This window comes from Candidatus Baltobacteraceae bacterium (assembly GCA_035502855.1).
Lineage (GTDB): Bacteria > Vulcanimicrobiota > Vulcanimicrobiia > Vulcanimicrobiales > Vulcanimicrobiaceae > Aquilonibacter.
Genome location: DATJTX010000023.1, coordinates 49,708 through 69,478, shown reverse-complemented (window position 1 = coordinate 69,478; position 19,771 = coordinate 49,708). Strand labels below are relative to the sequence as shown.

Genomic DNA, 19,771 nt, shown 5'->3' with positions numbered 1-19,771 from the left:
CTCTACGCGGCGAGGATGATGCCGCCGGTGACCTGCGTGCCCAGGTGCTGCGCGGTGAGCATCTCGACCAGGGCCGCGTGCGCGACGCGTCCGTCGACGATCTGCGCGGCCGGGACGCCGCCGCGCACGCCGATTGCCGCGGCGCGGATCGCGCTGCGCAGTTCACCGTCGACGCGCGGATCGTCGGCCAGAGCGAGCGCTTCAGCCGGCGTGAGCTCGTCGATCAGCCGATGCGTTTGCGGGTCGGAGACACCGCCCTCGCGATGAAAGAAGATCGCGCGCGCGGCCTCGGTCGCAGCCGCAATCGCCGCCGCGACGTCGTCGGCCAGCACCAATTCGTCGTCGCCGAACGGGGCGAATGCGGTCGGTTCGACGACCGGAATGAATCCCGCGCCGATGAGCGTGTGCAGAATTCGCGTTTGCACGCGCCCGATGCCGCTCGCGGTTCGCGGCAGCAGAGCCGCATCCGAGCCGCCCAGCGTCACGGCCACGTTGGCGCTGCGATTGATTGCGCGCACGAGGCTGCGCGCAGCGAGCGGGTCGGGAGCCACGATGATCGGGCGAATGGCTTCGGCGGCGAGCACGCGCAGATCTTCGATCAACGTCGCGCCGTCATCGCGCGCGGTTGCGTCGTCGACTCGTACTACAAACGTTTTTCCGCTAAATGAGCTCGCTGTCCCGTACCTCGCTTTGCAGAGTTATCGGCACGTTGCCTACTCTACATTTAGTACCCAGTTGTTGACGAATTGCATCGCCGGCTCGAGACCCTGCTCGAACCAGAGTATTGCACCTTCGGCTGCCGCATCGATCACGCGCGATAGCAGAGCCGCTTCTTCTTTGCTAAAAGGGCTCAAGACGTGGTCGATCGAGTCGAGCGTAGGGCGTCCGACGCCGACGCGAAGGCGGGGAAAGCGGTCGCCGATCGTCGCGATGATCGAACGCAGCCCGTTGTGCCCGCCATGTCCGCCGAACGGGCGCATGCGCAGCGTTCCGAACGGCAGATCCATGTCGTCGACGATGACGAGAACGTTCTCCGGCGGCGTCCGGTACCACGAGGAGATCAGCCGCACCGGCGTGCCGCTCAGGTTCATGTACGAGGCCGGCTCGACGAGCACCAGACCACGGCGCGAATCGAAGAGCTGACGCGCCGAGTCTTTCTTCTTCCACGAAGTCAGATCGAAGCGCCGCGCGATCTCGTCGACAACCATGAACCCGGCGTTGTGCCGGGTTCGTTCGTATTCTTTGCCCGGATTGCCGAGACCGACGATGAGTCGTGGGGGCCCCTTTGGGGTCCCCAAACTCATTCTTGAGTTTGGGGCGTCGCGCCGATGACTTCGGGCGCGAGCTGCTCGGTGGTCGCACCGGCCGCCGCTTCTTCCAGATGCTGCGCCGTCTTCGACGACTCGACCGAAACCACGATCGTGTCGGGCGGCGTGAGCAGCTTGAATCCGTTCGGCAACGCAATGTCGGACGCACCGGCGTGTTGGTGGATGCCCAAATCCGAAACGTCGATCTCGAGATGATCGGGCAGTTGGTCGACCGGCCCCTCGACCTCCAGTTCGTGCACGAGCACGTCCATCACCCCGCCGAACTCACGCACGCCGCGTGCGGTGCCGATGGTGACGATCGGTACTCTCGCGCGCACTTCCTCGTGCTCCGACACGCGCTGCAGGTCGACGTGCTCGATCTTGCGCGTCACCGGATTGCGCGCGACCTCGCGCACCAGCACCGTGTCGGCCTTTTTCCCGTCCAGCGTCAGCGTGAGCAGCCCGTTGCGGGCGCCGCGATGGAGCAGGTCGTCGAAGAGTTTGGCTTCGAAGGCGAGATGCAGCGGCGCGGTGCCGTGACCGTAGAGCACGCCGGGAATTTTTCCGTCTCGGCGCAGCGCCTGCGCGCTGGTGGTGCCGGTCTTGGTCCGTCGTTCGACCGGCAGGGTAAGTTCTTTCTGTGCCAAGGTATTGTGTTCTCCAGAGATTAGCCGCTTGCGGCTTGAATGAGCGCGGCGGATTCGGCGGCAGCCGAGCCCGGCACCGGCGGCATCTCGACCGCCGGCGGCTCCTCGCCGTCGAAGAGGGCCGAGACCGAGCGATTGGTCGTGATGCGGCTGATCGTGTCCGCAAAGGTCTGCGCGATCGAGAGCTGCACGAATTTGGTGTGCGACCCTCCGGCCGCGAAGGGAATCGTGTTGGTGACGATGACCCGCTCGATCTGCGAATCTTCGAGCACGCGCATCGCGTCGCCGGCGAAGATGCCGTGCGTCGCGACCGTGTACACCGCCGTCGCGCCGCGGGCTTTGATCGCCTCGGCGGCTTTGGCGAGCGTGCCGCCGGTCGAGATCATGTCGTCGACGACGACCGCGATTTTGCCCGAAACGTCGCCGACGATGTCCGTCACCTCCGAGACGTCGGGCTCGGGCCGGCGCTTGAAAACGATCGCAAGCGAACTCTCCAGACGTTTGGCGAAGAGCTCGGCGCGGTGTACCCCGCCCGCGTCGGGCGAAACGACCACGACGCGATCCTTCGAGAGCTGCTCGCGCTTGAGGTAGTCGCAGAGCACCGGCATCGCCATCAAATTGTCGACCGGAAGGTCGAAGAACCCCTGGATCTGCGCCGCGTGCAAATCCATCGTCACCAGGCGCTTGGCGCCGGTAACCTTGATCAGGTTGGCCACCACCTTGGCCGAGATCGGCTCACGCCCTTTGGTCTTCTTGTCTTGTTTGGCGTAACCGTAGTACGGGATGACCGCGGTGATCCGGGCCGCTGAGGCGCGCCGCAGCGCGTCGATCATCAGCAGCAGCTCCATCAGCGCGTCGTTGACGCCGATGCGGCCGTCTTCCGACTTACAGATCGACTGAATGACGAAGACTTCCGAGCCGCGGACGTTCTCGCCGATCTCGATTCGCGTCTCTTCGTTCTTGAATTTGTCGACCAGCGATTTGCCCACGTGCAATTTGAGCCGCTTGGCGATTTCTTCGGCCAGCGCACGGTTCGAGTTGCCGCTAAAGAGCAAAGGATTGTGGCTCAACGGGTTGATTTCTCCAGGGGACCTGTGCTCCGAACCTTCAGCCGCATCGTGCGGCTAGGGTGGTGGGCAAGTTCCGCGGAGGCGGTGCACCCTCCCCTCATCGCGCGCGGTGCAACGGCGCCGCCGAAGCCCGGGTTGAAGGATTGCCTATGCCCGCGCACCGTTTTCAGCTCGTTGCCCCCTACGCGCTCGCCGGCGATCAGCCCGAGGCGACCGATGCCTTGGCCGAGGGGATTCGCCGCGGCGATCGCGCCCAAACGCTCTTGGGCGTGACCGGCAGCGGGAAGACCATGGCGATGGCGCGCGTCATCGAACTGGTACAGAAGCCCACGCTCGTGCTCTGCCACAACAAGACACTGGCGGCGCAGCTCTGCGCGGAATTCCGCGATTTCTTTCCGAACAACGCGGTCGAGTACTTCGTTTCGTACTTCGATTACTACCAGCCCGAGGCATACGTCCCCTCGACGGACACGTACATCGAGAAGGATTCCTCGATCAACGACGAGATCGAGCGCCTGCGCCATTCCGCCACGCAATCGTTGCTCACCCGGCCGGATACGCTGATCGTCGCCTCGGTCTCGTGTATCTACGGCCTGGGTTCGCCCTCCGATTACGTCGAGATGTCGGCGAAGATCCGGGTGGGCGACGAGATCGATCGCGATCTCCTCCTGCGCAAGCTGGTCGACATGCAGTACCGGCGCAACGACCTCAACCTGGTCCGCGGTACGTTCCGAGTTCGCGGCGACGTGCTCGAGTTCGTCGGCGTCGACGACGAGCTGGTGCACCGGATCGAGTTCTTCGGCGATACGATCGAGGCGATCAACGTGGTCAACATGCTGACCGGCGAGTACGTCGAGAGTAAGGACGAACTGCTGATCTTTCCGGCCAAGCACTTCATCACACCCGATGAAAAGCTGCGCCGCGCGATCGCCTCGATCGAAGTCGAGCTGGACGAGCGGCTGCGCTTTTTCAAAGAGCACGGGAAGCTGCTCGAAGCCCAGCGGCTCGAGATGCGCACACGTTACGATCTCGACATGCTGCGCGAGGTCGGCTACTGCAACGGCATCGAGAACTACTCGCGCCACCTCACCGGCCGCGAGTCCGGTTCGACGCCGTGGTGTCTGCTCGATTTTTTCCCGAAGGACCACCTCTATTTCATCGATGAGTCCCACGTGACGCTGCCGCAGGTGCACGCGATGTATGCCGGCGACCGTTCGCGCAAGCAGGTTCTGGCCGACCACGGCTTCCGCTTGCCGAGCGCGCTCGACAACCGTCCGCTCACGTACGAGGAGTTCGAGGATCACGTCGATCAGATCGTCTACGTGTCGGCGACGCCGAGCACGTACGAGACCGGACGCAGTGCGCAGACGGTCGAGATGATCATCCGGCCGACCGGTCTGGTCGACCCCGAGGTCGAGGTGCGCCCGACCCGCAACCAAGTCGACGATCTGATGGAAGAAGTTCGCCTGCGCGCCCAGCGCGGTGAGCGCGTGCTGGTGACGACGCTGACCAAGAAGATGGCCGAGGACCTCACCGATTTCTTGCTCGAGAACGGGCTGCGCGTACGCTATCTGCACAGCGAGGTCGACACGCTCGAACGGGTGGCGATCCTGCGCGACCTGCGTCTGGGCGTCTTCGACGTGCTGGTCGGCATCAATCTCTTGCGCGAGGGACTCGATCTACCCGAGGTCTCGCTGGTCGGCATTCTGGATGCCGACAAGGAAGGCTATCTGCGCAGCGCCACCTCGCTGATCCAAACGATCGGACGCGCCGCGCGCAACGTCGAAGGCAAGGTGATCATGTACGCCGACAACGTGACCGAGTCGATGGCCCGCGCGCTCGGTGAGACCAAACGGCGTCGCGAGCTCCAGCTGGCGTTCAACCAAGAACATGGGATCGAGCCGCGCTCGGTGCGCAAGGAGATTCGCGACATCCTGAGCATGGTCGGCGCGAATGAGGAGACGGCCGAAAAGGTCAAACTGGACAAGATTCCCCGCGACGTCGCGATGAAGATGGCCGCCGAGCTCGAGAAGAAGATGCGCGAATACGCTGCCAACCTCGAGTTCGAGAAGGCCGCCGCGCTGCGTGACGAATTGATCCAATTGCGCAAGCAGATCGGCGGCAACGAGTCGTTGCTCTTCCAGGGCAAGGCGCCGAAGATCTTCGATACCGCGCTCAAGGAGCTCGTGTAATGGTCTCTCGTGGCGATTTTCTGCAAGCCGGCGCCGTAGCCGGTGCCCTCGGCGTCGCGGCTGCGGGCGAAGCCTCGCCGGCCGCGGCCGCGGGCGGCCGGATCAAGATGCGCTGGTTCGGCGGCGGGGTCTACGAGCTGGCGAGCCTCGACGATTCCGCGATCGTCTTGGTCGACGCGTGGATCTGGAACAACACCGGGTGGACCGCGTTCGGGATCGAGAAACCGCCCGAGCTGCGCAGCGCGGCAGCCTACGCGGCGCATTTGAAATCGCGCAATCCGGGCGCCGTGCTGGTCGCGCTCACCCACGATCACGGCGACCATATCGGCGACTACTTCGAATTGCTGGCGGCGCTGGTGAGTGCCGGCTTACCGGTGATGACGACGGGTCAGAGCGATCTGATGCGCGTGGGTCTCGTGCCGAAATTCAAGGCGGCCAACCTCGACATGCCGACGCTCGTTGCGAATAAAGGGGCGGGCATGAATTTCGGCGGTGAGACGGTACATGGTCCGATTCGCGCGTGGCTCGTTCCCGCAATCCATTCGACCGCGCTCGCCTATCCGTCGGCCGGATTCATGCTCGATTTCGCGGGCACGCGCGTCTACGCTTCCGGTGACACCGACTACTTCGGCGACATGCACGAGCTCGGCAAACGCTACCAGCCGAAGATCGGCGTCGTGTGCTGCGGCAACGGCGCCTTCACGATGGGGCCGGCTGAAGCAGCGATGACGTGCAAGGCCGTCGGTGTCGCGCACGCCGTGCCGGTGCACTACGCTCACAACCCGCTCGTGCTGGGGCCGCACGCCGGCGAACAGTTCGCACGCGAGGTCGCCAAGATTTCGTCGCAGATCGCGGTGACGGTGATGCACCCCGGCGAATCCGTGACCATTTCCTGAAATTTTACCGCGAGCTCATGAGCTGCTTAACAAAAATAGGCGTCGCCCCTCGAGCGTTACTAACAGCTAGTACACAGGACGATGGACGCACAATAAACGTCGTGCCCACAGTTTCCCCATTTTCCACATTGTAACACAAGCGGTCGTGGCGTACAAGTGTTCGCCCGCGATATATAGGGAATAATCGGAGGAGACGAAAAACCTCGGTGTGGAGGTGCGATACGGATGGCGTATCGGGGGCGGACAACTTCGCGTCGGAAGGCTATACCAAAAGCCGCGAGGCGCGTCGGCCGTGCGGGTCGAGCAGCGCAAAAGCCAAATGCTCAAGTCGAAGACAGTTCGCGGCGCGAGCTGGTTTTCGGTGTGGTTGTCCCTCTGGGCGTCGACAAAGATATCATCGAAAAATCCCTCCGCAAAGCACTCAGTCTCGCAAACTACAAGCTAACCAGAATCAAGATAAGTGAATGGCTTGAGCAATTCTCCGAATCCGCTTCGGAGATTGCCGAGGCGACCGTAATCGAGCGCAAACGCCTCCTTATGGATGCCGGAGATCATGTTCGGGAGCGGTGGAGCGAATTTACGAACTCCACTCGGGGTGACGCCGCAGCATTGGCAGCTATCGCCGCAATCCAGAAAGAACGCGACAAGACAAATCGCAAGAATAAGATCAACTTGGTAGGTGACGAACATTATGCGACGGTTCCATTAGACAGTCGCGCGTATTTCATCGACTCGCTTAAGCATCCTGACGAACTGGAACGCTTGAGGCGGGTCTACGGACCAGCTTTCATTAGCATCGGTGTGTACGCACCCATCATTTCACGTCTCGCGTCTCTCGAGCTCGATGCAGTATCGGATTCGGAGCGTGCGATGATTCCCGACCTAATGCGCCGTGATGAGAACGCTGACGAGAGCCTTGGGCAAAAAGTCGGCGATGCGTTCTTTGCGACCGACTACATCATTGATGCGACGGACGATCCTACCGATGTTCTAAAAAATCTCGAAAGGCTAGTCCATCTAATATTCGGTGATGCTTTCTTGACGCCGAGCAGAAACGAACTTGGTATGTTTCTGGCAAGGGCCGCACAGGTTCGTTCCGGTTCCATGGCGCGGCAGATCGGCGCCGCTATACTTCGGTCCGATGGCTCCGCGGTTAGCGTCGGAACAAACGAGGTTGCAAAACCTATGATTGGTGGCCAGTATTGGCCCCCTGACGACTCTCTATACAGTGGCCGCGATATGGTCTACAAGAACAGCGACGGGAAAATCCGCGACACAAGTGACGCTTTTCGCGAGTTGATGGTTCGCGACATATTGGACAGGCTCGCCAAAGCGGGCGCACTGACCAACGAGCTGGCGAACATCGACTCCTCGAAGCGTGTTGAGAAGTTATTTTACGACGCTGACGGCCCGCTACGAAAAGCTAAGGTTCGAGAGAATATTGATTACGTTCGCGCAGTCCATGCTGAGGCATCAGCGTTACTTGACTGCGCGCGACACGGCGTTGCCGTCCAGGGAACAACCATGTACACGACGACTTTTCCTTGCCACGAGTGCGCTAAGCACATCGTAGATGCTGGCATTTCCGAAGTCGTGTATTTGGAGCCATATCCTAAAAGCGGGACGTCTTTACTCTACCGTGATTCCGTATCTGTTGATCCTCCCGGAAAGGAAAAGGGCATTCGCGTGCCTTTCCGTACGTTCGTCGGCGTTGCGCCCCCGCGCTATCTAGAGTTCTTTTCTATTGCTTCGAACCGAAGGAAGGACTCTCGGGGCAACAAGCTGTCGTTCGATATACGCACCGAGTCCCCGTCATTGCCGTATTACACGCCCACCGCAAAAGCTGCTACCACAGCAGAGTCACTCGAGTTGAAGCCATTTAGCGACTTCACTGAAATGTTTATTTTACAGGGAAAGGAAACATGAAAGTTCATGCGCGATCGAAATTTGCTATCGGAGTTCGTTGAGAGGCAAAAGAAAATATCAGCCGGGATACCCGACTGGATGTTCGAAAAGCCGGCTGTGAAAAGCGATAGGCAGACGGAACCGAAAGAACAGAAGCGGGATAAGTAGAAAAAGTGAGGCGCAAGAGCATCTGCGCCTCACTTTAGTCCGGGGGCTCGCCCCGCGCTATGCCGGGCAGCACGGGCGGAACGAATTGGCTGCCTAGATAAGAAGTCTCCATATGCGCATCCCGCTACGCGAAGTCGAAGGGACGGCGGCACTCGCGTGCTTTGAGGCGACGCTGCCGCCGAGCGCGGACGCGGCGACGCTGCGCTATGCGACGCGAACCGGCGCGATCGCCTACCTCGACCAGCGCATCGCGGGCGCCTACGACCGCGAACATCACGGTGTCGCAATCGGCGCTTCGGCGCGCGAACGCACGCTTCGGCTCGAGGTCGAACGGCGCTCCCTTCCGACCAACGGGTTACCCTCCGGTGACGGGCTGCGCTGGTCGTGGATGCTTCGCAATGCCGCGCCGCGTCCGCAGACCTACGTCGAAGTCGAACCGGCGCAGCGCAACGGCCGTACGAACGCGCCGGGACCGGCGATTCTGTGGGGCCACTCGCATCTCGACGTGGCGTGGCTGTGGAATTATTCGCAGGCGCGGCGCAAGGCGGTGCGCACCTTCGCGAACGCGGTAGCGTTGGCGCAGAGCGATCCCACCTTCGTCTTCATGCAGAGCCAGCCGCAGCTCTACGAGTTCGTGCGCGACGATGCGCCGGAACTCTTTGCGCGCGTGCGCGAAATCGTGCAGGCGGGCCGCTTCGATCCCGACGTTGCCGCACTCTGGGTCGAACCCGATGCGAATATTCCCTCGGGTGAATCCCTGCTGCGCCAGATGCTCGAGGCGCAGCGCTACTGTAACGAGCACTTTGGAATCGATCCGGCGATCGCGTGGCTTCCCGACACGTTCGGATTCGCGAACACGCTGCCGACGCTGCTCGCGCACGCCGGCATTCCCTATTTCGCGACGACCAAGTTGCAGTGGAACGACACGACGCGCTTCCCGCATCCGCAGTTTCGCTGGCGCGGTCCGGACGGAAGCGAGGTGGTGGCGGCGGTGCTGGCCTCGTACGAAGGCGCGCCGGACGCGGGGCGCCTGGCGCTCGCGCGCGAGCGGGCCGAGCCCGTGGTCGTCGGATACGGCGACGGCGGCGGCGGTCCGACGAGCGAGCAACTGGCGCAAGCGCGGGAAGCCGGGCATTGGGAACGGCCGCGAACGTGGTTCGATTCGCTCGCAGCCCGTCCTGACGCGCTGCCGATCCACCAGGACGAACTCTATCTCGAGTATCACCGCGGCACGTATACGACGCATCACGACGTGAAGGCGGCGAACGCGCAGTTCGAGCGCGCGCTCTCGGCGATCGAAGAGCAGCTCGCGTGGTGCATCGCGGTCCATGCGCCGCGCGAGGGGATCGAGCGTGCGCGCACCGCGCTCGATCACGTGTGGCGCGCGGTGCTCTGCAATCAGTTTCACGACGTGCTTGCCGGCGCCGCGATTCGCGAGGCCTACGAGGAAGCGTTTGCGCTCTACGACCGTGCGCGCGAATTGTTGGGCGCGCTCGAAAGCGCGGCGGTAGCGATGTTGCCGCGCATGAGCGCGAGCGAGCCGTCGATCGAGCCGTGCCGGCCGGTGCGTGACGGCAGCGACATCCACTTCGATAACGGCCTCGTACGCGCGACCTTTACCCAGAGCGGCACGCTGCTCGAGCTGGAGTCGCCGCGGGTTCGCGCGCCGGTCGCGCAGGCGAATCTGCTCGCCGCGTATCGCGACCGGCCGAAGAAATGGGATGCCTGGAACCTCGACCGGGACTACGAACGGCATCGCGTGCGCGTGCGACCGGCAGGGTGCGAGGTGAACGAGGAATCCGCCCAGCTGCGCTTTCGCATCGGCGCTTCGCCGGCGACGATGGCGATCGAGCTGCGGCGCGGCGAGCCATTCGTTCGCGTGAGCCTCGCCGTGGACTGGAACGAGGCGCACACGATCCTGCGCCTCGAGAATTGGCTCGCGATCCAGGACGACGGCGTGCTCTACGGCGCACCGCACGGAACGATCCGGCGCAGCGCGCGCGCCGAAACGCCGCCCGAGCGCGCGCGCTTCGAAGTTCCCGGGCAGCGTTTCGCCGCGGCAGCAGACGCGCGCGCCGGATTTGCCCTGTTCGTCCTCGATACCTATGGTTGGTGCGCGCGCGTACTCGAGCGCGGCGGCATGCGGCTGGGAGCGTCGCTGCTGCGCGGGCCGCGTTGGCCCGATGCATCGGCCGACCGCGGACAGGCGAACCTCGCGTGGGCGTTCGCACCGTACGAGCCGGGCGTCTCGATCGGCGCGATCGAAGCTGCGTGGGAGCGTTTCGCCGCGCCGCCGCGCGTGCGGCTGTTTCAATGCAGCGAGCCGGCAACTGTCGTCGCGGCGTGTAAGCCCGCCGCCGACGGGGACGGCGTGATCGTACGCGCGCGCGAGTGCGACGGCGCCGCGCGCGAGCTGCACTTACGGTGCGGGGCGCGTATGCGCGAAGTTCTTGCGGTCGACGGGATGGAACGGCCCAGCGGCGGCGATGCGGCGATCGAGGGCGAGGAGATCCGCTCGCGGATCGGTGCGTTCGGGCTGCGCAGTTTTCGGGTACGGTTTTAGCGGGTATGGCTTGAAGAATTGAAGCGAGATTTTGAAGTCGTCCTCTTCGATTTGGACGACACGCTGCACGACGACACCTTTGCGTTTACGAGCGCGGCGGAAGAAGTCGCGCGCGAGATCGCGCTCGAGCATGGCGTCGATGCGCTCGCACTCAAGCGCGCCTACGTTGCCGAAGCCGAGGGTTTTTGGCATCGCCTGACGCCGGAGCAGCTCAAAACGCGTCTGGTCGGGATTCGCCACGCGATGTGGAATGCGGCGCTGGAACGCGTCGGCATCAGCGATCGCGCGATCGCCGCCAAGAGCGCGTCGCGGTATCACGAATACCGCAAAAAATACTTCACGATGTTTCCCGGTGCGATCGAGGTGCTGCGCATGCTGCGCGCGCGGGGAATGAGGCTCGGCATTTTGACCAATGGATTTTCCGAGACGCACCGCGAGAAGATCGCGATGCTGCAGATCGGCGAGTTCTTCGATGCGATCTTCATCGCCGACGAGGTCGGCATGATCAAGCCGGATCCGTTGCTCTTCGCGCACGCGTGCACGACGCTCGGCTCGGCGCCCTCGCGCAGTGCGATGGTCGGCGACCGCTACGAGCGCGACGTGCAGGGCGCGCTCGAGGCCGGGCTCTACGCGATCTGGCTCAACGTGCGCGGCGAGCGTTTGCCGCCCGGCGTCCCGCCGCCGGATGCCATCTGCTCGACGATCGGCGAGGTACCGGGATTGCTGGAGAACGCATGATCGGGCGCGCATGGGTGCTGCTCGTGCGCAACCCGGTCATCCTCGTACCCGGCATCGTGATCGGCGGGATTTCGGCCGGCGCCGAATTCGGATTGGACGCGCTCCCGATGGACCGCTGGGTCGCGGACTTCGCGCTTTTCATCGTGACGCTGGCGCTGGCGCTCGCGCAGATGGCGTACGTGACCGGCATGGCGGGTGCCGCGTGGCGAGGCGGGATTGCAACACTGCGCGACGGATGGGAGGCGCTCAAAGCGCGCACGGCTTCGGTTGCCGGTGCGGCGGCGCTCCTGCTGATCATCGGTTTTTGCGCGGCGACGCTTGCTCCGGCGACGTTCGCGGTCACGTTGCTCGCGTACGCGCTGTTCTTCATCTATACGATGGCCGCGGTCGTGATCGGCGGGCGCTCGCCGGTCGCGGCGTTGGTCGAGTCCGCGAGCACGGCGCTGGCGAACGTGCTGCCGACGCTCGGCGTCGTGGCGCTGATCGTGGTGATCGCCATCGCAGGCGGCGCGCTCGGCTCGCTGGCGGGCCGGTTTTCGCAGTTGGCCGGTTGGCTGGTGGCGGGACTCTTGCAGCAGGTCATCGTAGCGTACGCCTCCCTCGTGGTCGCCGGGGAGTATCTGCAACTAACCAAGCGACCCACCTTGTTGTAAAGAAGAACGCTATGGCCTCCGGTCTCGACTCCATCGTTATTAAGGGCGCGCGCGAGCACAACTTAAAGAACGTCGATCTCACGCTGCCGCGCAACGCGCTCATCGTCGTGACCGGCCTCTCGGGCTCGGGCAAATCCTCGCTTGCCTTCGACACGATCTACGCCGAGGGTCAACGGCGCTACGTCGAGTCGCTCTCGTCGTATGCACGGCAATTCTTGGGTCAGATGGAGAAGCCCGACGTCGATTACATCGAGGGGCTCTCTCCCGCGATTTCGATCGATCAGAAGTCGACCTCGCGCAATCCGCGCTCGACGGTCGGCACGGTTACCGAAGTCTACGATTACCTGCGTCTGCTCTACGCGCGCGTCGGCACGCCGCATTGCTACAACTGCGGCCGGGAGATCAGCTCGCAATCCAGCGAGCAGATCGTCGATTCGATCATGGAGCTGCCCGAGGGCGCGCGCATTCAAGTGCTTGCGCCGTTGGTGCGCGGTCGCAAAGGCGAGTACGCCAAGCTCTTCGAGGAGATCGCCAAAGAAGGCTTCGCCCGCGTGCGCGTGGACGGCGAGATCAAGGAACTGCGCGAGAAGATCGTCCTCGACAAGAAGCGCAAGCACACGATCGAGGTCGTGGTCGATCGTCTGGTGATCAAGCCCGAGATTCGCAAACGTTTGACCGACTCGATCGAGACGACGCTGCGGCTCTCGAGCGGCATCGTCACGATCCTCATGGACGAGCGCGAGCTTACGTTCAGCGAGGCGTTCGCCTGCGTCTACTGCGGGCTCTCGTTCGAAGAGCTCGCGCCGCGTCTGTTCTCGTTCAATTCGCCGTACGGTGCGTGCCCGGCATGCAGCGGTCTGGGCGAGAAGATCGAGATCGATCCGTGGAAAGTGATTCCGGATCGCACGAAATCGATCGCCGGCGGCGCGATTCTCCCGTGGAGCAAGAACATGGGCAGCGGGCGCTTCCCGTCGATGAACCCGTATTACATGCAGCAGCTCGAACGCGTGCTGCGCAAGTACCGGGTCAAGACGTCGACGCCGGTCGAGGACCTCTCGGACGAGGTACTCGACGTCATTCTCTACGGCACCGACAAAGAACAGGACTTCGCGTATACTTCGCGTGCCGGGAAGACGTGGGAATACCGCTCCTCGTTCGAAGGCGTGATCAACAACCTGCAGCGGCGTTACAGCGAAACCTCGAGCGAGTACGTCAAGGAAGAGATCGAGAAGTACATGTCGGCCTCGATCTGCCCGGTCTGTCACGGCGCCCGGTTGAAGCCGGAAGCGCTGGCGGTGACGGTCGGCGGCAAGAACATCGACGAAGTGACCCGGATGTCGATCGAGAACGCCGAAGCGTTTTTCCGCGCGCTCGAGTTGACGCCGCGACAGGAGCAGATCGCGCACCAGATCGTCAAGGAGATTCGCGCACGGCTCGGGTTCTTGACCAACGTCGGATTGAACTATCTTACGCTGGCGCGCTCGGCCACGACGCTCTCGGGCGGCGAGTCGCAGCGCATCCGTTTGGCGACGCAGATCGGCAGCGCGCTGGTCGGCGTGCTCTACATTCTCGACGAACCGTCGATCGGCTTGCATCAGCGCGACAACGACCGGCTCCTCGCGACGCTCAAGACGCTGCGCGATCTCGGCAACACGCTGATCGTGATCGAACACGACGAGGACACGATGCGCACCGCCGACGTGATCGTCGATATCGGTCCCGGTGCGGGCGCCGAAGGCGGCGAGATTCTCACCGCCGGGACGCTCGAGGCGATCCTGGCCAATCCCCTCTCCGAGACCGGTGCCTATCTCTCTGGCCGCAAATTCATTCCGATCCCGAAGATCCGGCGTACGCCGCGCGGCTGGCTCGACGTGCGCAAGGCCGCCGCAAATAATTTGCAAGGGGTCGACGTGCGCTTTCCGATCGGCGTGTTGGCAGCCGTAACCGGCGTGAGCGGCAGCGGAAAGTCGACGCTGGTCAACGCGGTGCTCGTGCGCGCGCTCAACCAGCACCTGCACGACCAGCCGGCCGGCGGAACCTACGGTACGGTCAAAGGCGCGCAGCAGCTCGACAAGCTGGTCGTCATCGACCAGTCACCGATCGGCCGCACGCCGCGCTCGAATCCGGCCACGTATACCGGCGCGTTCGATCACATTCGCGAACTCTTCTCGATGGTGCCGGAAGCGAAGATACGCGGCTATTCGCCGGGGCGCTTCTCGTTCAACGTGAAGGGCGGACGGTGCGAATCGTGCGAGGGCGACGGCATCATCAAGATCGAGATGCACTTCCTCCCCGACGTCTACGTGCCGTGCGAGGTGTGCAAGGGCAAACGCTACAATGCGCAGACGCTCGAAGTAAAGTACAAGGGCAAGACGATCGCCGACGTGCTCGAGATGCGCGTCGACGAAGCCTCCGAACTCTTTGCGAGCATTCCGCGGATCCACAACAAGCTCAAGACCATCTGCGAGGTCGGCTTGGGTTACATCAAAATGGGGCAGCCGGCCACGACCCTCTCGGGCGGCGAGGCGCAGCGGGTGAAGCTCGCGACCGAACTCTCGCGGCGCTCGACCGGGCGCACGTTCTACGTGCTCGACGAGCCCACGACCGGGCTGCACTTTGCGGACATCCACAAACTGCTCGAAGTGCTGCAGCGCCTGGTGCAAACGGGGAATACCGTGCTCGTGATCGAGCACAATCTCGATGTTATCAAGACCGCGGACTATCTGATCGATCTCGGGCCCGAGGGCGGTGATCGCGGCGGGACGGTCGTCGGCACGGGGACGCCCGAGGAATTGGCCGCCAATCCGGCCTCGTATACGGGCGCGTATCTCATTCCGGTGCTCGAAGACCAGCGCGCCGTCGGCCATCACCGGCCCGACAGCATCGCGCTCGAGCGGTTGGAACGGGAAAACATGCAGGCGCTCGGCGAGCTGGCGAAGGGTGACCGCGTCGCCGTCGAAGCGTAGCTTTCGTGTTCTCGGTGGTGATGCTGGTTTGCAACGACCTCGCGCGCTCGCGCGACTTTTATCGGAACGTCATGGGGCTGCGGGTTCTCGTCGACCGCTCGCCCTATTGGATCGAGTTTGCACTGGCGAACGGCGTCAAATTCGGGCTGCATCAGCGCAGCGATCTCCTCGCCGTGCGGCCGGGGTCGCTCCAACTCGGCTTTACGGTCGAGAGCGTCGATAAGTTCGTCGCCGACTGCAGCGCGCTCAACGTGCCCGTGCTCCAATATCCTTACGACGAAGAGGGCATGCGCATCTCGGTGATCAGCGATCCCGACGGCTATCCGATCCAAATCGGATCCAAGAATTAGTGCCCTCCCTCCGCAAGCGCGCGGAGGAGTTGCGCGCGCAGATCGAGGACGCCAACGAGCGTTACTACATCCTCGACGATCCGGCGATCAGCGACGCCGAATACGACGGCTTGCTGCGCGAGCTGATCGAGATCGAGAGCGCGCATCCCGAGCTGCGCACGCCGGATTCGCCGACGCAGCGGGTCGGCGCAGCACCCTCGGAGCGCTTTGCTCCGTTCGAACATTCGGCGCCGATGCTGAGCCTGGCCAACGCGTTCGACGAAAACGAATTACGCGCGTTCGACGAACGCGTGCGCAAGCTCGCCGGTGAGCCGGTTTCGTACGTCTGCGAGCTGAAGATCGACGGTCTTGCGATCGCGCTGGATTATCGCGACGGTGTGCTTGCGCGCGGCGGAACGCGCGGCGACGGGCGGACCGGCGAAGACGTCACCGCCAACCTGCGCACGGTCGCGAGCATCCCGCTGCGCCTCTTCCCGTCCACCCCGAGCCGCTCGAAGGGCTTTCTCGAGGTTCGCGGCGAGGTCTACCTCAAGAAGAGCGATTTCGAGAAGCTCAACGCGCGGCGCGAGCGCGCGGGACAACCGGTCTTCGCGAATCCGCGCAACGCGGCGTCGGGCGGCGTGCGTCAACTCGATCCGAAGCTGACCGCGCAGCGCCGTCTCTCGTTCTTCGCCTACGCGGTCGCGCACGGGCCGGCGCTGAAAACACAGAGCGAGGCGCTGGCATACCTGCGCGCGGCGGGTTTCAGCGTCAACGATCACATCGAGAGCGTCGCCGACGTGGAGGAGGTGATCGCGTTCTGCCGCCGCTGGGAGCGCGATCGCGACAGCCTCGACTACGAGATCGACGGGGTCGTCGTCAAAGTCGACGATCTCGCGTTGCAGGAGCGGCTCGGCGCGGTCTCACGCGATCCGCGCTGGGCGATCGCGTTCAAGTTCAAACCGCGCGAGGCGCGAACGAAGTTGCTCGGTATCACGATCACCGTCGGCCGCACCGGAACCCTCAATCCGAATGCGGTGCTCGAGCCGGTGCAGATCGGCGGGGTCACCGTCAAAAGCGCGACGCTGCACAACGCCGAGTACATCGCGAGCAACGACATTCGCATCGGCGATCGGGTGATCGTGATGCGCGCGGGCGACGTCATCCCGCGCGTCGTCGCGCCGATTCCGGCCGAACGCACGGGCCAAGAACGGCGTTTCGAAATGCCCGATACCTGTCCGGTCTGCGGCAGCGCGGTCGATCGTCCGCCGGGCGAGGCGATGTCGCGCTGCACCAACGCCGCCTGTCCTGCCCAAGTCTACGAACGCGTCCGCCACTTCGCGTCGCGCGGCGCGATGGACATCGAAGGATTGGGCGACGTGCTGGCCGAGCAATTGACCTCACTGGGTCTGGTACACGACATCGCCGACATCTATGCGCTCGATACGGCCGCACTCGAATCGGTCCCGCGGATGGGCGAGAAGAGCATCGCCAAATTGCTCGCAGCCGTCGGCGGCTCGAAATCACGCGGGCTCGCGCGCGTGCTCACGGGCCTGGGCATCCGGTTCGTGGGCGAGCAGACGGCCGCGATTCTCGCCGGAACCTTCGGTTCGATCGACGCGCTCGCGCAGGCCGGCGAGGCGGATTTGCAGCGGGCGCCGGGGATCGGACCCGAAGTCGCTGCCAGCGTGCGGCTCTTCTTCGAGCAGCCCGCCAACCGGGCGATGATCGAACGCTTGCGTGCCGCGGGGGTGGTGATGGAGGGCGCACGGCGCCCGGCCGCGACCGGCTCGCTCGCCGGAAAGACGTTCGTCTTGACCGGGACGCTGCCGACGCTCACACGCGAGGCCGCGACGGCGTTGATAGAATCACGGGGCGGCAAGGTCACCGGGTCGGTCAGCAAGCGGACCGATTACGTGGTCGCCGGGGACGAAGCCGGAAGCAAGCTGGCGAAGGCCCGCGAGTTGGGAATTGCCGTCATCGACGAGGAGGGGTTGCGGGCAGCATTGGAGGAGTAGCCTGCTTACGACCTGTCAGTGCGGGGGTGGAGTACCATGGTCGCAACAAGATCGGAAATTTCGCAACGGCACGCGCAGCTACACGAAGGTGCGGCGTGCCTTTTTCGCGCGCTCGACGAGCACGACGGCCAGACCGTTACCACGGCGTTTCGCCGCTTTACCGATGACTTGGAAGCGCATCTGAGCATCGACCTTGCGGTCGGTTACCGGTTGCTGCTTCGGCATCCCAGCGATTCCGTTCGTCGAATCGCCGAACGCGTCATCGACGAACAAGAACATTTTCCGCAGCAGTTCGAGGTGTTTTCGGCACGCTGGCGGCGAGCAGATCGTCACATGTTTCTCACCCAAGCGTTCCGCGACGAACTCGAGACGCTGGTGAGCAATCTGCTCAAGCGGATCCGCATCGAAGAGCGCTTGTTGAGCGCGCTCTCAAGCGTAGCGTAACAGACTCGAGGGCGGAACGCGCGGCGGAAGCGCTCCCGCGAGCGCTTCGGGTAAGTCGCCGGCAATCACGCCGACCGGCCGCTGCGCCGCGCAGCGCCGGGCCGCCAAGCCGTGCCAGTACGCGCCGGCGCGGGCTGCGTCGACCGGTGAGAGCCCTTGCGCGAGCAGCGTTGCGATGATGCCGGTCAGCACGTCGCCCGTTCCCGCGGTGGCGAGTGCACTGGTCCCGGTCGGATTGATATGCGTGACGTTGCCGTCGTCGATCAGCGTCGCCGGCCCCTTCAGCAGCGTGGTAATGCCGGTGCGCGCCGTGAATTCGCGCAGCCGCTGCACGCGCGTTCCGGGCGCGATCGTTCCCAAACCGGATAGGCGCGCGAACTCTCCCTCATGAGGTGTGAGCACGCAGCGTTTGCCGCGAAGAAGTTCGAGCGCTTTGGAAAAATGAAAGAGCGCGCTCGCATCGATGACCATCGGCAGCTCGCAGCGCTCCGCGAAACCGCGCACGATCGCTCCGGTTGCATCGTCGAGCGCAAGCCCGGGTCCGATGCCGGCCGCGCTGTTGCGCTTGGCGGTATCGAGCAGATCGTCGCGCGCCGCTTCGACCGGCTCTTTCGCAAACGTCACCACGACCTGCTCGGTCAGGTGCGCGTGCAGCGCCGGCGCGGCTTGCGGGGTGCTTGCGACCGTCACGTAGCCGGCGCCTGCGCGCGCGGCGGCGCGCGCGCAGAGCACGGCCGCACCGGGAAACTGCGCTGAGCCGGCGATGATCAGCGGCGCGCCGGCGCTGCGTTTGTCGGCGTCGCGGGCGCGTTTTGGAAGCAGCTCGAGAAATGCGGCGTCATCGAGCGCGGCAAAGGTCTTTGCGTGCGCGCGCAGCGTCGAGGCGTCGATACCGATGTCGGCGACCCAGAGTTCGCCGCAATACGCGCGTGCCGGTTCGAAGAGCAGCCCGGGTTTCATCGCGGCCAGCGTGATCGTCGCGGCGGCGCGCACGGCTTCGCCCGGAACGGCACCGGTGAGTGCGTCGACGCCGCTCGGAATGTCGAGCGCGATCACGCGCCGTTCGCGGGCGTCGAGCGCGCGCACGGGCGCAAGGTAGCGCGATTCCAGCGGCAGACGCGCGCCGGTTCCGAAGAGCGCGTCGATTGCGCAGGCGCAGCTCTCGAGCGCCGCCCGCGCGGCGGCGTCGGTTTCCGGTAACGGACGCAGGACGACGCCGGCCGTTCGCGCCGCTTCGATCGCTTCGGCGCGCGCCGGCGATCCGGCGATCTCGTGCGGGCCGTAGACGATGCGCTCGTAACCGCCGTCGAGCTGCGCGAGCGCCGCATAGGCGTCGCCGCCGTTGTTGCCGGGACCCGCGAACGCGACGATACGTCCATTCGCCGCCACGCCGCGAATGTAGGCGGCGACGTGCGCTCCGGCTGCCCGCATGAGCACGGGCGCGCCGACGGCCGCGGTCGCTTGCGCGTCCGCGTCGCGCATCTCGCTGGGCGTGAGAACCTCGATCACGATTCGAGGATGACGACCGCCGCTGCCGTCGTGACCGAGTGCGTGATGGTCAGATGAACCCGAGTGAGGGAGCGCGCCGCGGGAAGCCGCTCCGCATCGCCGTAAAAGCGCACCACCGGTTTTCCGCTGCGCTCGTGCGAAACGCCGACGAGCCGCCAGGGTATCGCGTGTCCGAACGCTTTACGCGCGGCTTCCTTCGCGGCAAAGAATCCGGCCAGACGCTCGGGCCAGTGGCGCTTGCGCATCGCGTACGCCATCTCTTCTTCCGTATAGACTTTGCGCGCGAACCACGCGAGTTCGCGCTCGTCGAAGCGATAACGTTCGACCTCCGCGAGATCGATGCCGATGCCGACGATCATCAGGACG

At 64.2% G+C, this 19,771-nt stretch carries 16 protein-coding genes; 10 read left to right on the top strand and 6 right to left on the bottom strand.

Going from position 1 to position 19,771, the window contains the following annotated elements; all coding sequences use genetic code 11:
- Nucleotides 1–2: 2 nt before the first annotated feature.
- The 4 genes from VMF11_08660 to VMF11_08645 all read right to left on the bottom strand — a co-directional run bounded on the left by VMF11_08660 (nucleotide 3) and on the right by VMF11_08645 (nucleotide 3,024).
- Nucleotides 3–602, bottom strand: coding sequence for a hypothetical protein (locus VMF11_08660; GenBank protein HTU70382.1), 600 nt, complete (start codon nucleotides 600–602; stop codon nucleotides 3–5).
- A 111-nt stretch (nucleotides 603–713) separates the two neighbouring features.
- Nucleotides 714–1,304 carry an aminoacyl-tRNA hydrolase gene (pth, locus tag VMF11_08655; GenBank protein HTU70381.1) on the bottom strand — a complete coding sequence of 197 codons (591 nt, stop codon included), beginning with the start codon at nucleotides 1,302–1,304 and terminating at the stop codon, nucleotides 714–716.
- Nucleotides 1,301–1,954 (bottom strand): 50S ribosomal protein L25, encoded by a 654-nt coding sequence (locus VMF11_08650; GenBank protein HTU70380.1) that lies wholly within the window; start codon nucleotides 1,952–1,954, stop codon nucleotides 1,301–1,303. The genes pth and VMF11_08650 overlap by 4 nt, the downstream gene beginning before the upstream one ends.
- 20 nt (nucleotides 1,955–1,974) lie before the next feature.
- The gene (locus VMF11_08645) at nucleotides 1,975–3,024 is read right to left on the bottom strand and encodes a ribose-phosphate pyrophosphokinase (protein HTU70379.1); all 1,050 of its coding nucleotides are present in this window, start codon (nucleotides 3,022–3,024) and stop codon (nucleotides 1,975–1,977) included.
- A gap of 149 nt (nucleotides 3,025–3,173) precedes the next feature.
- On the opposite strand from VMF11_08645, the gene uvrB reads away from it, so the two are divergent.
- The 10 genes from uvrB to VMF11_08595 all read left to right on the top strand — a co-directional run bounded on the left by uvrB (nucleotide 3,174) and on the right by VMF11_08595 (nucleotide 17,896).
- Entirely contained in the window at nucleotides 3,174–5,216 is a 2,043-nt protein-coding gene (uvrB, locus tag VMF11_08640) for an excinuclease ABC subunit UvrB (GenBank protein ID HTU70378.1), read from the top strand.
- On the top strand, nucleotides 5,216–6,112 hold the full coding sequence (locus VMF11_08635) for an MBL fold metallo-hydrolase (GenBank protein HTU70377.1): 897 nt from the start codon (nucleotides 5,216–5,218) through the stop codon (nucleotides 6,110–6,112). Before uvrB ends, VMF11_08635 begins: the two co-directional genes overlap by 1 nt.
- A 225-nt stretch (nucleotides 6,113–6,337) precedes the next feature.
- Nucleotides 6,338–8,038, top strand: coding sequence for a deaminase (locus VMF11_08630; protein ID HTU70376.1), 1,701 nt, complete (start codon nucleotides 6,338–6,340; stop codon nucleotides 8,036–8,038).
- Nucleotides 8,039–8,297: 259 nt separating this feature from the next.
- Complete coding sequence (locus VMF11_08625) at nucleotides 8,298–10,748, top strand: glycoside hydrolase family 38 C-terminal domain-containing protein (GenBank protein ID HTU70375.1); 2,451 nt, start codon at nucleotides 8,298–8,300, stop codon at nucleotides 10,746–10,748.
- Nucleotides 10,749–10,766: 18 nt separating this feature from the next.
- Nucleotides 10,767–11,486, top strand: coding sequence for an HAD family hydrolase (locus tag VMF11_08620; GenBank protein HTU70374.1), 720 nt, complete (start codon nucleotides 10,767–10,769; stop codon nucleotides 11,484–11,486).
- The gene (locus VMF11_08615) at nucleotides 11,483–12,139 is read left to right on the top strand and encodes a hypothetical protein (protein ID HTU70373.1); all 657 of its coding nucleotides are present in this window, start codon (nucleotides 11,483–11,485) and stop codon (nucleotides 12,137–12,139) included. The genes VMF11_08620 and VMF11_08615 overlap by 4 nt, the downstream gene beginning before the upstream one ends.
- 11 nt (nucleotides 12,140–12,150) lie before the next feature.
- Entirely contained in the window at nucleotides 12,151–15,105 is a 2,955-nt protein-coding gene (gene uvrA / locus VMF11_08610) for an excinuclease ABC subunit UvrA (protein ID HTU70372.1), read from the top strand.
- Nucleotides 15,106–15,110: 5 nt separating this feature from the next.
- Entirely contained in the window at nucleotides 15,111–15,455 is a 345-nt protein-coding gene (locus VMF11_08605; GenBank protein HTU70371.1) for a VOC family protein, read from the top strand.
- On the top strand, nucleotides 15,455–17,452 hold the full coding sequence (gene ligA / locus VMF11_08600; protein ID HTU70370.1) for an NAD-dependent DNA ligase LigA: 1,998 nt from the start codon (nucleotides 15,455–15,457) through the stop codon (nucleotides 17,450–17,452). Before VMF11_08605 ends, ligA begins: the two co-directional genes overlap by 1 nt.
- A gap of 36 nt (nucleotides 17,453–17,488) precedes the next feature.
- Nucleotides 17,489–17,896: a hypothetical protein gene (locus VMF11_08595; GenBank protein ID HTU70369.1), complete on the top strand. Its 408-nt coding sequence runs from the start codon at nucleotides 17,489–17,491 to the stop codon at nucleotides 17,894–17,896.
- Here the strand turns inward: VMF11_08595 and VMF11_08590 are convergent.
- Entirely contained in the window at nucleotides 17,882–19,405 is a 1,524-nt protein-coding gene (locus VMF11_08590; protein HTU70368.1) for an NAD(P)H-hydrate dehydratase, read from the bottom strand. The two genes, VMF11_08595 and VMF11_08590, sit on opposite strands and share 15 nt — an antisense overlap.
- Entirely contained in the window at nucleotides 19,402–19,764 is a 363-nt protein-coding gene (locus tag VMF11_08585; GenBank protein ID HTU70367.1) for a holo-ACP synthase, read from the bottom strand. Before VMF11_08585 ends, VMF11_08590 begins: the two co-directional genes overlap by 4 nt.
- Between the last annotated feature and the right edge of the window lie 7 nt (nucleotides 19,765–19,771).